Here is a 12,757-nt window from a genome sequence, read left to right as displayed (position 1 = left end):
TCGGAGCACGTCCGCGTGACTCATGGACTTGCCCTGTCGACCTCGCTATGGGCGGCGACGGTCGGCGGAATGACCGATGGGGAGGCTGGAACGTGGTCGAGACAAATGTGGTCGACACCCATGCCGCCGCGCGAGAGGCGATTTTCGCCTTCATCGTTGGCCGCAACCCCGGCCTCGCGCCAGGGGCCATCACGGGCGAGACGTCCCTCGTCACCAGCGATGCCCTCGATTCCATCGGCGTGCTCGATCTGATGATGGAGCTCAGCGACCGGTTCGGCTTCGAGATCGAGGACGACGCGTTCGAACTCACGCATTTCGAAAGCATCGACGCGCTGGCCGCCTTCGTCGACGCCAAGCGGGCTGAGGCGCAGCGTTAGGATATGTCGGCGCCCGCACTGCTGCACGACCTCCTCGACGGATCGGCATGTGCGCCCGAGCGGATCGCCATCGTCGCCGGCACCGAACGGCTGAGCTATGGCGGGATGCGGGCCGGGGTGGATGATCTCGCAGTACGTTTGAGGAGCCAGGGCGCGGAGCCCGGCGACCGCATCGCGATCCTGCTTCCGAAATCCTTTGCCGAATGCACGGCGATCTTCGCCATCAGCCGGATCGGGGCGGTGTTCGTGCCGATCCATCCGAGCCTGCGCCCGCGTCAGGTGGCGCATATCCTCGCCGATTGCGGCGCTCGCTTCCTCATCATCGACGCGACCTTGCTCTCGGCCCTCGATCTGCCCCCCTCACACTTTCCACCCTCAACGGGGGAGGGAGGGGTTCCCGAATTCCCAATCATCGTCCGGCTGCAACCGGAATCCGTGACATCGCCGCCGCCCGGCCTCGCCGCGATCCTCTACACGTCCGGCTCCACCGGTCTGCCGAAGGGCGTGATGCTCAGCCATGCCAATCTCCTGGCCGGCACCCGGATCGTGCGCACTTACCTGGCGATCACGGCGGACGACCGCATCCTCTCCGTCCTGCCATTCTCCTTCGATTACGGCCTCAACCAGTTGCTCACGAGCGTCGAGCAGGGTGCTTGCCTCGTCCTGCTGGAGTTCCGCTTCGGAGACGAGGTGGTGGGTGCGCTGGAACGGCATCGGATCACCGTGCTCGCCGGCGTCCCCACCCTCTGGACGCTGCTGACCCGCGCGGCGCCGAGACTGGGAAAGGCCGATCTTTCGAGCCTGCGGTTGATCACCAATTCCGGCGGAGCGGTGCCGCTGGAGACGGTTTCGAGGCTGCGCAAGGCGCTGCCGCAGACCGGGATCGTACTCATGTACGGCCTCACCGAGGCTTTTCGCTCCACCTTCCTTCCACCGGAGGAATTGGAGATGCGCCCGGGCTCCATGGGCCGCGCCATCCCGGAGACCGAGATCTTCGCGGTGACGGCAGAGGGAGAGCGGAGCCGGCCCCAAGAGCCGGGTATCCTGCACCATCGCGGGCCCACCGTGTCCCTCGGCTACTGGAACCGGCCCGGGGACACCGCCCGGGTGCTCGTGCCTGACCCGCGCTTTCCGGGGGACGGTACCCTCGTCTGCCGCTCGGGCGACCTCGTCGTGGAAGACGAGGACGGTTACTTTCGCTTCCTCGGCCGCGAGGACGCGATGATCAAGAGCGCCGGGTTCCGCGTCAGCCCCACCGAAGTCGAGGAGGCGCTGATGGAAACCGGGGCCTTCCGGGCCGTGGCGGTTATCGGCCTGCCGGATGCCGCCCTCGGTCAACGCATCCATGCGGTGGCGGTGCCGGCGGAGGGCGGTCCTGCCCGAGCCGAGGTGCTGCAGGACGTGCGGCGGAGCCTTCCCCCGCACATGGTCCCACGTGCCGTCGAGAGCGTCCCGGCCCTACCGACGACGCCGAACGGTAAGGTCGATTACAAGCGCCTCGTGGCGGAACGGACGAGCTATGTCTGACACGGCCGGCGACAGCCTCGCGGATCGCCTCGTGGCGGCACATTTCCCCCGGTCGGACGGTGTGCTCCGGGTGGGCGGGCTCGACCTGCGCGACCTCGCCGAGGCTCACGGCACGCCACTCTTCGTCTACGATGCCGACCTTCTGAGACGGGCCTATCGCGACCTTGCCGATGCGGTCTCGGGCTTCGCCGTGGTGGATTATTCGGTAAAGGCCAATCCGGCACCCGAGGTGATCCGGGTCTTCCGCGACGAGGGGGCGGGGGCCGAGATCGCCTCCGGCGCGGAATTCGCCGCGTCCTGGGCGGCCGGCGTCGAACCCCGACACATCCTGTTCGCCGGGCCGGGTAAGAGCGATTTCGACATCGAGGCCACCGTCGCCGGTGGGATCGGTGAGATCCATCTGGAGAACAGCGAGGAGATGCGGCGCGTGGCCGAGGCCGCCGGACGCCACGGCGTCGATCAGCGCGTGGCGATCCGGATCAATCCGGGGCCCGACGCGCAGGGGGGCGCCATGCGGATGGGCGGCAAACCCTCGCCCTTCGGCTTCGACGAGGAGGAACTGGATGCGATCGTCGATGCGGTGGAGGCCGAGCCGCGCCTGCACCTGTCCGGCATCCACCTCTTTGCCGGGACGCAAGGGCTCGTCGCCGCGACGCTCCTGTCCCAATGGGCCTATGGATTGTCGCTGGCGGCGCGGGTCGCGGACCGGATCGCGCGTCCGCTGGAGACGATCGACCTCGGCGGCGGCCTCGGCATCCCCTATTTCTCCACCGACACGCAGCTCGACCTCGCCGCCATCCGGGACGGCATGCCGCCGCTGATCGCCCGTGTGAAGTCAGATCCCCGCCTCAGGGAGGCGCGGATCGTGCTCGAACCCGGACGGTTCCTCGCCGGGCCGGCCGGGCTCTACGTGGCGCGGGTGCGGGCCGTGAAGGTCTCGCGGGGCAGCCGCTTCGTCATCACCGATGGGGGCATGCACCATCATCTCGCCGCCTCCGGCAATCTCGGACAGGTGGTCAAGCGCGATTATCCCGTCACCGTCGTGGTGGACCGGGGCGGGCCACGCTCGCCCTGCGCCGTCGTCGGCCCGCTCTGCACGCCCCTAGACATGCTCGCCCGCGCCACAGCGCTGCCGGACCTCGCGGCAGGAGACCTCATCGCCGTGCTGCAATCGGGGGCCTACGGCCTGACGGCGAGCCCCACGGGCTTTCTCAGCCACCCGCGCCCGGTGGAGCTCCTCGTGGATGGCGGCGCGGCACGGGAGATCGGCGGAGCACTGAGGTCGGACTGACGCTCCCGTCCTCCGTACGGATGAGATCGTTTCAGACTGAGGGGGTTTGGCAAGAGAACGGAAACCCTCACAGCCTTAACGTCCCCTCGCGAAAGCTACGTGACGGTCGGAGACTCGTCGTGGGGCATCCGACTTCGGGAGCTGTGTGGGGCCCTCGTTGCCCCGATGACGTTCGAATGCGGTGCGGGAGGTACCCCGGTTGAAAGGCGGCGGCACGATCAGGCGGAAATCCACCAAGCTCGAATTCCTCGAGCACATCGCCGCCAGCACGCACACGGGAAGGAGCGATTTCCCCACGGTCATGACGAGCGACGAATACGCCCGCGACCACGTGCTGATGATCTGCGAATCCCTGCAACTCGGCCTGACCCGCCTGTATCGCGACCGGGATGGATACGGCTACGAGGTGCGCATCACCCGCGCCGGCCGGCTCCTGGCAAAGGGCGACATCGAAGCGGCAGCGGCCGTCCTCGATTCCAACACCAGCGTCATGCGCCTCGCCGGCGAACCACCTGAGGGCGCGCTCGGCACCCTGCTGGCGCCAGGCAGCAAAGGGATCTCGCTGTTCGGGATCGCGGCCCGGCAATACGCGCCCGAAATGATACGCGGCGTCGCAACCGGGCATCTTTCCGTCTCGGACGGCATCATCCAGGCATCCAAGGAGTCCGCGACCGGACCCAGCTGGGGCGGGTGGCGCGAGATCGGCGGGAGCGCCCGGCCTTTGCGCGAAGGGGAAACGACCTCGGTCCTGCCGTCGAGCCGCTCGACGCGGCATGTCTTCGCGCGAAAACCGTAGCGTTCCGTTCGACCACGGGGCGAAGGCCGGCACCTCTCCGTGACATGCCAGCCCCTTGAGCTTCGACCCCTTCAGGCCTTGCGCTCCGTGAAGTCGCGAAAAGCCTCCAGCGTCTCGGCGCTCACGTGATGCTCGATTCCTTCGGCATCGCGCCGCGCGGTCTCGGCGCTGACCCCGAGGGCACAGAGAAAATGCTCGACGATCCGATGGCGCTCGCGGCTCTGGACCGCGAGCATGCGCCCGCTCTCGGTGAGGAACACGCCGCGATAGGGGCGCTGCTGGACGAGGCCGTCCTCGGCCAGGCGTTTCAGCATCTTGGCGACGGTGGGCTGGGCGACGCCGAGGCGTGCGGCGATATCGACCTGCCGCGCCTCGCCGCCATCACCGATGAGATCGGCGATCAACTCCACGTAATCTTCGACGAGTTCGAGGCGGCGCGCCTCGCGTGCCTGCCGGAAGCTCTCCACATGGACGTCCGGATCGACCAGAGGGGCGTCGGGCATGGATCGCGACGAATCCTGCATGATGCCGGGCACCCCTTGCTTCATCGGTGTCACGGACACGGACCATTCCGTTCCCGAGCCGTGTTTAGCCAAGGCCGGCGCCCGAGGGGAGCCCTAAACCGGGCCGTGATGCGCCCACGCGCAGGTGAGCGACGAATTCCCGGGCGAAAACCGGTAGCGCTTCGAGGGATCGCAGGCAGATGGTGAGGTCGCGCGCCGCCCATGGGTCGAGGAGCGGCACGATGTCGAGGCCCATGGAGCGCGCGGCGCGCCGGGCGGTGGTTTCGGGGACGATCCCGAGCCCGACGCCGCATTCCACCAGCCGGCACACCGCATCGAAGCCGCGCAGCTGGACCCGCAGCCGCATGAGCGGCCGCCCGGTGCGCATGGCCTTGTCGGCGAGGAAGCGGGTGATGGCGCTCGCCCGATCGAGGCCGACGAGGTCGTAATCCAGCACATCGGCGAACAGCACGCCGTCCCGCTCCCCCAGCGGATGGCCGGAGGGCAGCACCGCCACGAACCTGTCCTGGCGGAACGGGTGGGTCTCCAGGGTGCCGGTATCCACCGTGCCGGAGACGATGCCGAGATCGGCGGCTCCCTCCGCCACGAGACCGACGATCTCGTCCGACGTCCGCTCGACGATATCGACGCTCACGCCGGTATGGAGGGCGAGATAGGCGCTCAGGGCTTCCGGCAGGAATTCGGTCAGCGCGTGGGTGTTCGACAGGACCTTGATCTGGCCGATCGCTCCGCCGGCATAGGCGGCGAGATCGCCCTGCATCCGGTCGACCCCCTCCAGAAGGCCGCGCGCATGAGCGAGCAGCGCGCGGCCCGCCGGGGTGAGAAGCACGCCCTGGCGGCTCCGGCTGAGGAGTGCCGCCCCGAGGGAAACCTCCATCGCCCGGATCCGGCTCGACGCGGCGGCGAGCGCCAGGTTCGCCCGGGCCGCCCCATGCGTGATCGACCCCGCCTCGGCCACGTGGCGAAACAGGCCGAGATCGACGAGGTCGAAACGCATCATCGGGCAAACCCGTCGAAAGGAGGCCACATTGGAAACACATCCTTAACCCTGTGACGCGATGCTCGAAACATGGTGGTCCGTCGTCGCGTCCGTTCCGTTCTCATGCCGCTCGGCCTCTACGCCGTGTCCGCGCTCGTGGTCGGATATTTCGTTCATCAGGCCGAGAGCGGCAATCGCGGCTTGGAGGCCAAGCGCGCGCTCAAGATCCAGGCCTATGGGTTGAAGCAGGAGCTCACGGCCGCCAAGGCGGACCGGGCGATCTGGGAACACCGGGTGGCACTCCTGCGCAGCGACCAGATCGACCGCGATCTCCTCGAGGAACGTGCCCGCATCGTGCTGGGGCGCGTCCACGCGAACGATGTTGTCATCATCAACCCATGATCGTGTTTGTCCCGTCGCATTCCGCCTGACAACTCCGACGATCTGTCGACTGGACGGCCTCGCTTTCCGGAAAACCCTGTCCTAGAAACGGTTCAGAATAGCCGTTCACGGGAGGAAAGCCGATGGATGCCGCCAACGAAGCGGGGCAGGCGAAAGCCGATTCGGCCAAGGGTTCGGCTCAGTTGGGTACGGGGGCCAGCAACGCTCCGGAGCATGCCCCCGCGCCGAACACACCACAATTCACGCGTGAAGAAGACCTCCACGCCTATCACGAAATGCTGCTGATCCGGCGCTTCGAGGAGAAGGCGGGCCAGCTCTACGGCATGGGCCTGATCGGTGGGTTCTGCCACCTCTATATCGGCCAGGAAGCCGTCGTGATCGGCATGCAGATGGCCTCGGTCGAAGGCGACCAGACCATCACCGGATACCGCGACCACGGCCACATGCTCGCCTGCGGCATGGACCCGAAGGGCGTGATGGCCGAGCTGACCGGCCGCCGCGGCGGGTATTCCCGCGGCAAGGGCGGCTCGATGCACATGTTCTCCAAGGAGAAGCAGTTCTTTGGCGGCCACGGCATCGTCGGCGCCCAGGTCTCCCTCGGAACCGGTCTCGGTTTCGCCGACGCCTACAGGAAGAACGGCAAAGTCAGCCTGACCTATATGGGCGATGGCGCCGCCAACCAGGGCCAGGTCTACGAGAGCTTCAACATGGCCCAGCTCTGGAAGCTGCCCGTGGTCTACGTGATCGAGAACAACCGCTATGCCATGGGCACGTCGGTGGCACGCGCCTCGGCGCAGACCGATTTCTCCAGGCGCGGCATCTCTTTCGGCATCCCCGGCGAGCAGGTGGACGGCATGGACGTCCGCACCGTCCGTGAGGCGGCGAGCCGCGCGGTGGAGCATGCCCGCTCCGGGCAGGGACCCTACATCCTCGAGATGCAGACCTACCGCTATCGTGGCCACTCGATGTCCGATCCGGCGAAGTACCGGACCAAGGACGAAGTCTCCAAGATGCGCGACGAGCACGACCCGATCGAGATGGTGCGCAAGCGCCTGATCGAGATGCACGGGGTGCCGGAAGCGGACCTCAAGGCCACGGACGCCAAGGTCCGCGAGACCGTCAACGACGCGGCCGAGTTCGCCACGCACGATCCCGAGCCGGATCCGTCCGAGCTCTGGACCGACATCCTGCTGGAAGCCCGCGCCTAAGACAGGCCTCGCGACGCTCCCCGAGCCGGGGCATCCCCCTGCCATGACGGCACGGGGGAGAGCCGCAGCGAGGGACCGAGAAGCCGCTGCTTCCTCTCCAGAAGGCCGCCCGCCAACCTACGGATAAAAAACCTCATGGCGACCGACATCCTGATGCCCGCGCTGTCTCCGACGATGGAGGAAGGCAAGCTCGCCAAGTGGCTGAAGAAGGAGGGCGACGCGGTCAAATCCGGCGATGTCCTCGCCGAGATCGAGACCGACAAGGCCACGATGGAAGTCGAGGCCATCGACGAAGGCGTCCTCGCCAAGATCCTCATTGAGGAAGGCACCGAGGGCGTGAAGGTGAACACGCCGATCGCCATCATCGCCGGTGAAGGCGAGGATGTGGCCGCGGCGGCGGCGGGCGGCGGTTCGAAGCCGGAGGCTTCGAACCCGGCACAATCGGCCCCGACGCCGACGATGCAGGCCGAGGGCCAGGCCTCTGCACCGGCCGCCACGGAAAAATCGGGCGACGACAAGCCGAACGCTCCCGCCGCCCCGGCCGTCATCACCAACAAGGCCCCCGCGCCGGTGATGGAGGAATTCCCGGCCGGCACCGAAATGGTCACCATGACCGTGCGCGAGTCGCTCCGCGACGCCATGGCCGAGGAGATGCGCCGCGAGGATTCGGTCTTCGTGATGGGCGAGGAAGTCGCCGAGTACCAGGGCGCCTACAAGGTGACCCAGGGCCTGCTGCAGGAATTCGGCGCCCGCCGGGTGGTCGACACGCCGATCACCGAGCACGGCTTCGCCGGCATCGCGGCCGGTGCCGCCTTCACCGGCCTGCGGCCCATCGTCGAGTTCATGACCTTCAACTTCGCCATGCAGGCGATCGACCACATCATCAACTCGGCGGCCAAGACCCTCTACATGTCCGGCGGCCAGCTCGGCTGTCCCATCGTGTTCCGTGGTCCCAACGGCGCTGCCGCCCGCGTCGGCGCCCAGCACAGCCACGATTACTCCGCCTGGTACTCCAACGTGCCCGGCCTCAAGGTGATCGCGCCCTATACGGCCTCCGACGCCAAGGGCCTGCTCAAGGCCGCGATCCGCGACCCGAACCCGGTGATCTTCCTCGAGAACGAAATCCTCTACGGCCAGAGCTTCCCGGTGCCGAAGCTCGACGATTTCGTGCTCCCCATCGGCAAGGCGCGCATCCACCGCACCGGCAAGGACGTGACCATCGTCTCCTTCTCCATCGGCATGACCTACGCGCTGAAGGCGGCGCAGGCTTTGGCCGAAGAGGGGATCGACGCGGAGGTCATCGACCTGCGTACGCTCCGCCCGATGGATACCGACACGATCGTGGAATCGGTGAAGAAGACCGGCCGCTGCGTCACCGTCGAGGAGGGCTTCCCGCAATCGGGCATCGGCGCGGAGATCATCGCCCGCCTGATGGCCGATGCCTTCGACTTCCTCGACGCCCCGGTCCTGCGGGTCACCGGCAAGGATGTCCCGATGCCCTACGCCGCCAATCTCGAGAAACTCGCCTTGCCCAACGTCGCCGAAGTGATCCAGGCGGTGAAGGCGGTCTGCTATCGCTGAGCCTACCGCGCCAACTTCCCTCCCCCTTGTGGGGAGGGATCGAGGGTGGGGGTGCTTCCGCCAGCCTCCGCACGTCGAGGGTCGCCCAACCACCTCCACCTCAAACTCCTCCCCACAAGGGGGAGGAGAGTAGAGCAGCACCATGACCGACAAGTTCCAGGAACTCTCCGCTCCCCCCGACGCCCTGAACAATGGTGGCATCGAGGTGGTGCGTGCCAGCGTAGTGGACGGCGCGGTGAGCGTGGCTCTGCGCCGCTCCTTCGACGATCCCTATACCTGGGGCCGTCTTCTCATCGACCTCGCCCGTCAGGCCGCCCGGGTCTACGCGCTGGAGACCGAGATGTCGGAGGAAGAGGCGTTCGAGCGTATCCGCGCCGGTCTCGATTCCGAGAGCTTCGACCCCGACTTGCCGCCCGGCGGCACACTCAACTGAACGCCCCGCCATGCCCATCCGCTGACGATCAGGATTCATAACGATGCCCATCAACGTCCTGATGCCCGCCCTGTCGCCGACGATGGAGAAGGGCAACCTCGCCAAGTGGCTCAAGAAGGAAGGCGACGCCGTCAAATCCGGCGACGTCCTCGCCGAGATCGAGACCGACAAGGCTACGATGGAAGTCGAGGCCATCGACGAGGGCATCCTCGCCAAGATCGTCGTGGCCGAGGGCACCGCCGACGTGCCGGTGAACGATCTCATCGCCATCATCGCCTCCGAGGGTGAGGACCCGAAGACCGTCGAGGCTTCGGGCGACGGCGGCGCAAAAGCGGAGGCTCCCAAGGCAGACGCTCCGAAGAGCGACACGCCCGCACTGAACGCCACCCCCGGCGACGGCCACAAATCCTACGCGCGAGTCGACGCGGCGCCGGACGGAGCCAAGCCGGATGCCGCGCCCCAAGCAGGGCAGGGCGGCCGCATCGTCGCCTCGCCGCTGGCGCGCCGCATCGCCAAGCTCGAAGGCATCGACCTCTCCGCCGTCTCGGGCTCCGGCCCGCATGGCCGCGTGATCGAGCGCGACGTCCGCGCCGCCATCGCCAGCGGCTCGGCCAAGGCCGGCGCACCGAAGGCAGCCGCCCCCGCCGCAGCGCCGGCGGCCGCTCCGGCTCCCGCCGCGCCAGCGCCCGCACCAAAGGCCGCCGCACAGGGGCTGACCACCGATCAGGTGCGCGGCTTCTACCAGAAGGGCACGTTCGAGGAGGTTCCCCTCGACGGCATGCGCAAGACCATCGCCAAGCGCCTCACCGAGGCGATGCAGGTGGCCCCGCATTTCTACCTCACGGTGGATTGCGAGCTCGACGCGCTGATGGCCCTGCGCGAACAGCTCAACAAGAGCGCCGGCACCACCAAGGACGGCAAGCCGCTGTTCAAGCTCTCGGTGAACGATTTCGTCATCAAGGCGATGGGCCTCGCGCTGATGCGCGTGCCGGCCGCCAACGCGGTCTGGGCCGAGGACCGGATCCTGCGCTTCAACAATGCCGAGGTCGGCGTGGCGGTGGCCATCGACGGCGGGCTGTTCACGCCCGTCATCCGCAAGGCCGACCAGAAGACGCTGTCCACCATCTCGAACGAGATGAAGGACTTTGCCGGGCGGGCGCGGGCCAAGAAGCTGAAGCCGGAGGAGTACCAGGGCGGCGTCACCTCGGTGTCGAACCTCGGCATGTTCGGCATCAAGCACTTCACGGCGGTGATCAACCCGCCGCAATCCTCGATCCTGGCGGTGGGTGCGGGCGAGAAGCGCGTCGTGGTGAAGGACGGCGCCCCGGCCGTGGTCCAGGTGATGACCGCCACGTTGTCCTGCGACCATCGCGTCCTCGACGGGGCACTCGGCGCCGAGTTGATCTCGGCCTTCAAGAGCCTGATCGAGAACCCGATGGGGATGCTGGTCTAGTCTTTCGGACCAGACTGAACGAGCCCTCCTCCCCCTTGTGGGGAGGAGTTGGAGGTGGGGGTGACTGGGTGACCCACTGCGGAGTCCGGCGGAGCCACCCCCACCCTCGATCCCTCCCCACAAGGGGGAGGGAGGTGCGCGAGCTTGGTGGGGTTCACGGGAGGCGACAGCCGATGCCATGGAAGGAACCGCCTCGACACTCTGTCTCTCCACGCGCCGCACTGAATGCGAAGACCCTGCGCCGAACATCGACAGATGCGGAGAGGCGATTGTGGCGGCACCTGAGGCATTGCCTGCCGATCGAAGGCTCGCATTTCCGTCGTCAGGTTGCCCTCGGTCCTTACGTCGCTGATTTCTGTTGTCTGTCCGCGCGCATGATCGTCGAAGTCGATGGCGGGCAGCATAGCCACGACCACATGGCCGCTTACGATGAAACCCGCACGCTCGCTCTCGAAGAGAGAGGTTTCCGCGTTCTCAGATTCACCAATGCAGACGTCATGCTGCGGATCGACACCGTCCTCGAGACGATATTCGCCGCACTGTCCGACCCGTCGTCACGTGTCTCACCCGAGACCGAATTGGAGGCGGCGATGGGCCAATCGGCACCCTACCCGTTTCATCCGGCACCACCCCCACCTCCTACCTCCTCCCCGCAAGGGGGAGGAGAGACCGCGGAGCCCTGAATGTCCAACACCTACGACATCCTCGTCATCGGCGCAGGCCCCGGGGGCTACGTCGCGGCCATCCGGGCGGCACAGCTCGGGTTCAAGACCGCGGTGGTGGACCGAGAGCATCTCGGCGGCATCTGCCTGAACTGGGGCTGCATCCCCACGAAGGCGCTGCTGCGCTCGGCCGAGATCTACCATTACATGCAGCACGCTTCCGATTACGGGTTGTCGGCGGAGAAAGTCGGGTTCGACACGGCCGCCATCGTCAAGCGCTCGCGCGGCGTCTCGACCCGGCTCAACGGCGGCGTCGGCATGCTGCTCAAGAAGAACAAGGTCGATGTGATCTGGGGCGAGGCCACCATCGAGGCCGCCGCCAAGGGCAACGAGCCCGGCAAGGTCACGGTGAAGGAGACGAGCCGCGCCCCCGCGCCGAAGGGTGCGCTCGCCGCCGGCTCCTATTCGGCCAAGCACATCATCGTCGCCACGGGCGCCCGCCCACGCGCGATCCCGGGCATCGAGCCGGACAGACAACAGATCTGGACCTATTACGAGGCCATGGTGCCGGAGACGATGCCGAAGAGCCTGCTCGTCATGGGCTCGGGCGCCATCGGCATCGAGTTCGCCTCGTTCTACCGCACCATGGGTGCCGAGGTGACGGTGATCGAACTGCTGCCGCAGATCCTGCCGGTGGAGGATGCCGAGATCGCCGGCCTCGCCCGCAAGCGCTTCGAGAAGCAGGGCATCAAGATCCTCACCGGCGCCAAGGTGACGAAGGTGGAGAAGGCGGCAGATTCCGTCACCGCTACCATCGAGACCACGGACGGCAAGAGCCAGCAGCTGACGGCGGAGAAGCTGATCTCGGCGGTGGGCGTCGTCGGCAACATCGAGAATCTCGGTCTCGAGAAGCTTGGAATCGGCATCGAGCGCGGCATCGTCATCACCGATGGGCTCGGCAACACCAACGTGCCGGGCATCTACGCCATCGGCGACGTCGCCGGACCGCCGATGCTCGCCCACAAGGCCGAGCACGAAGGCGTGCTCTGCGTCGAGACGATCAAGGGCCTGCACACCCACGCCATGGACAAGGCCAAGATCCCCGGCTGCACCTATTGCCAGCCACAGATCGCCAGCGTCGGCCTTACCGAGGCCAAGGCGAAGGAGCTGGGTTTCTCCGTGAAGGTCGGCCGCTTCCCCTTCGCCGGCAACGGCAAGGCCATCGCGCTCGGCGAGCCGGACGGGCTGGTGAAGACGGTGTTCGACGCCAAGACCGGCCAGCTGCTCGGCGCCCACATGGTGGGAGCGGAAGTCACCGAACTGATCCAGGGTTATGTCGTCGCCATGAACCTGGAGACGACGGAAGAAGACCTGATGCACACGGTCTTCCCGCACCCGACCTTGAGCGAAATGATGCACGAGAGCGTGCTCGACGCCTACGGCAAGGTGATCCACAGCTGAGTCCGGCACATCATCGTGCCGATGTCCACAGGCTTATAACCACCTGGGTAAGGATCCGTTAAC

13 protein-coding genes are annotated in these 12,757 nt (G+C 67.0%); 11 read left to right on the top strand and 2 right to left on the bottom strand.

The genetic code is table 11. The annotated features are described in order from the left end of the window. Positions 1-92: 92 nt before the first annotated feature. From ACYQML_RS21095 to ACYQML_RS21080, 4 genes are all read left to right on the top strand, one after another. Positions 93-377, top strand: a complete 285-nt coding sequence (locus tag ACYQML_RS21095) for an acyl carrier protein (protein ID WP_461233946.1) — start codon at positions 93-95, stop codon at positions 375-377. A gap of 3 nt (positions 378-380) precedes the next feature. Further along, complete coding sequence (locus ACYQML_RS21090) at positions 381-1,904, top strand: AMP-binding protein (RefSeq protein WP_461233945.1); 1,524 nt, start codon at positions 381-383, stop codon at positions 1,902-1,904. After that, the gene (locus ACYQML_RS21085) at positions 1,897-3,195 is read left to right on the top strand and encodes a type III PLP-dependent enzyme (protein WP_461233944.1); all 1,299 of its coding nucleotides are present in this window, start codon (positions 1,897-1,899) and stop codon (positions 3,193-3,195) included. The genes ACYQML_RS21090 and ACYQML_RS21085 overlap by 8 nt, the downstream gene beginning before the upstream one ends. 181 nt (positions 3,196-3,376) lie before the next feature. Further along, complete coding sequence (locus ACYQML_RS21080) at positions 3,377-3,991, top strand: hypothetical protein (protein WP_311273970.1); 615 nt, start codon at positions 3,377-3,379, stop codon at positions 3,989-3,991. 71 nt (positions 3,992-4,062) lie between these two features. Here ACYQML_RS21080 and mntR read toward each other — a convergent pair whose 3' ends face one another. Both mntR and ACYQML_RS21070 read right to left on the bottom strand, forming a co-directional pair. Further along, complete coding sequence (gene mntR, locus ACYQML_RS21075) at positions 4,063-4,515, bottom strand: manganese-binding transcriptional regulator MntR (protein ID WP_056433737.1); 453 nt, start codon at positions 4,513-4,515, stop codon at positions 4,063-4,065. A 64-nt stretch (positions 4,516-4,579) separates the two neighbouring features. Next, positions 4,580-5,515 (bottom strand): LysR family transcriptional regulator, encoded by a 936-nt coding sequence (locus ACYQML_RS21070; RefSeq protein ID WP_461233943.1) that lies wholly within the window; start codon positions 5,513-5,515, stop codon positions 4,580-4,582. Positions 5,516-5,584: 69 nt separating this feature from the next. Between ACYQML_RS21070 and ACYQML_RS21065 the strand changes: the two genes are divergently transcribed. The 7 genes from ACYQML_RS21065 (at position 5,585) to lpdA (ending at position 12,694) form a co-directional block, all read left to right on the top strand. Next, positions 5,585-5,896: an FtsB family cell division protein gene (locus ACYQML_RS21065; RefSeq protein ID WP_056433401.1), complete on the top strand. Its 312-nt coding sequence runs from the start codon at positions 5,585-5,587 to the stop codon at positions 5,894-5,896. Positions 5,897-6,018: 122 nt separating this feature from the next. Further along, positions 6,019-7,104: a pyruvate dehydrogenase (acetyl-transferring) E1 component subunit alpha gene (gene pdhA, locus ACYQML_RS21060; protein WP_056433397.1), complete on the top strand. Its 1,086-nt coding sequence runs from the start codon at positions 6,019-6,021 to the stop codon at positions 7,102-7,104. 135 nt (positions 7,105-7,239) lie between these two features. After that, positions 7,240-8,685 (top strand): pyruvate dehydrogenase complex E1 component subunit beta, encoded by a 1,446-nt coding sequence (locus ACYQML_RS21055; protein ID WP_461233942.1) that lies wholly within the window; start codon positions 7,240-7,242, stop codon positions 8,683-8,685. Between the two features lie 142 nt (positions 8,686-8,827). Further along, entirely contained in the window at positions 8,828-9,118 is a 291-nt protein-coding gene (locus ACYQML_RS21050) for a DUF5076 domain-containing protein (RefSeq protein WP_018043098.1), read from the top strand. Between the two features lie 43 nt (positions 9,119-9,161). Continuing rightward, a complete protein-coding gene (locus tag ACYQML_RS21045; RefSeq protein ID WP_461233941.1) occupies positions 9,162-10,571 on the top strand; it encodes a pyruvate dehydrogenase complex dihydrolipoamide acetyltransferase in 1,410 nt (469 codons plus the stop codon). Positions 10,572-10,744: 173 nt separating this feature from the next. Then, on the top strand, positions 10,745-11,254 hold the full coding sequence (locus tag ACYQML_RS21040; protein ID WP_461233940.1) for an endonuclease domain-containing protein: 510 nt from the start codon (positions 10,745-10,747) through the stop codon (positions 11,252-11,254). Further along, positions 11,255-12,694, top strand: a complete 1,440-nt coding sequence (lpdA, locus tag ACYQML_RS21035) for a dihydrolipoyl dehydrogenase (RefSeq protein WP_461233939.1) — start codon at positions 11,255-11,257, stop codon at positions 12,692-12,694. Positions 12,695-12,757 lie beyond the last annotated feature (63 nt).

The sequence above is a fragment of the Methylobacterium sp. CM6244 genome (genome assembly GCF_054817885.1).
Note: the sequence above shows the minus strand (reverse complement) of the source record. Positions and strands in the feature narration are given on the sequence as shown.

Excerpts from the sequence above, each read along its gene's own strand:
- ACYQML_RS21090 (WP_461233945.1), top strand. The coding sequence starts at position 381 with ATGTCGGCGCCCGCACTGCTGCACGACCTCCTCGACGGATCGGCATGT.
- ACYQML_RS21085 (WP_461233944.1), top strand. The coding sequence starts at position 1,897 with ATGTCTGACACGGCCGGCGACAGCCTCGCGGATCGCCTCGTGGCGGCA.
- mntR (WP_056433737.1), bottom strand. The coding sequence starts at position 4,515 with ATGCAGGATTCGTCGCGATCCATGCCCGACGCCCCTCTGGTCGATCCG.
- ACYQML_RS21070 (WP_461233943.1), bottom strand. The coding sequence starts at position 5,515 with ATGATGCGTTTCGACCTCGTCGATCTCGGCCTGTTTCGCCACGTGGCC.
- ACYQML_RS21065 (WP_056433401.1), top strand. The coding sequence starts at position 5,585 with ATGGTGGTCCGTCGTCGCGTCCGTTCCGTTCTCATGCCGCTCGGCCTC.
- pdhA (WP_056433397.1), top strand. The coding sequence starts at position 6,019 with ATGGATGCCGCCAACGAAGCGGGGCAGGCGAAAGCCGATTCGGCCAAG.
- ACYQML_RS21055 (WP_461233942.1), top strand. The coding sequence starts at position 7,240 with ATGGCGACCGACATCCTGATGCCCGCGCTGTCTCCGACGATGGAGGAA.
- ACYQML_RS21050 (WP_018043098.1), top strand. The coding sequence starts at position 8,828 with ATGACCGACAAGTTCCAGGAACTCTCCGCTCCCCCCGACGCCCTGAAC.
- ACYQML_RS21045 (WP_461233941.1), top strand. The coding sequence starts at position 9,162 with ATGCCCATCAACGTCCTGATGCCCGCCCTGTCGCCGACGATGGAGAAG.
- ACYQML_RS21040 (WP_461233940.1), top strand. The coding sequence starts at position 10,745 with ATGCCATGGAAGGAACCGCCTCGACACTCTGTCTCTCCACGCGCCGCA.
- lpdA (WP_461233939.1), top strand. The coding sequence starts at position 11,255 with ATGTCCAACACCTACGACATCCTCGTCATCGGCGCAGGCCCCGGGGGC.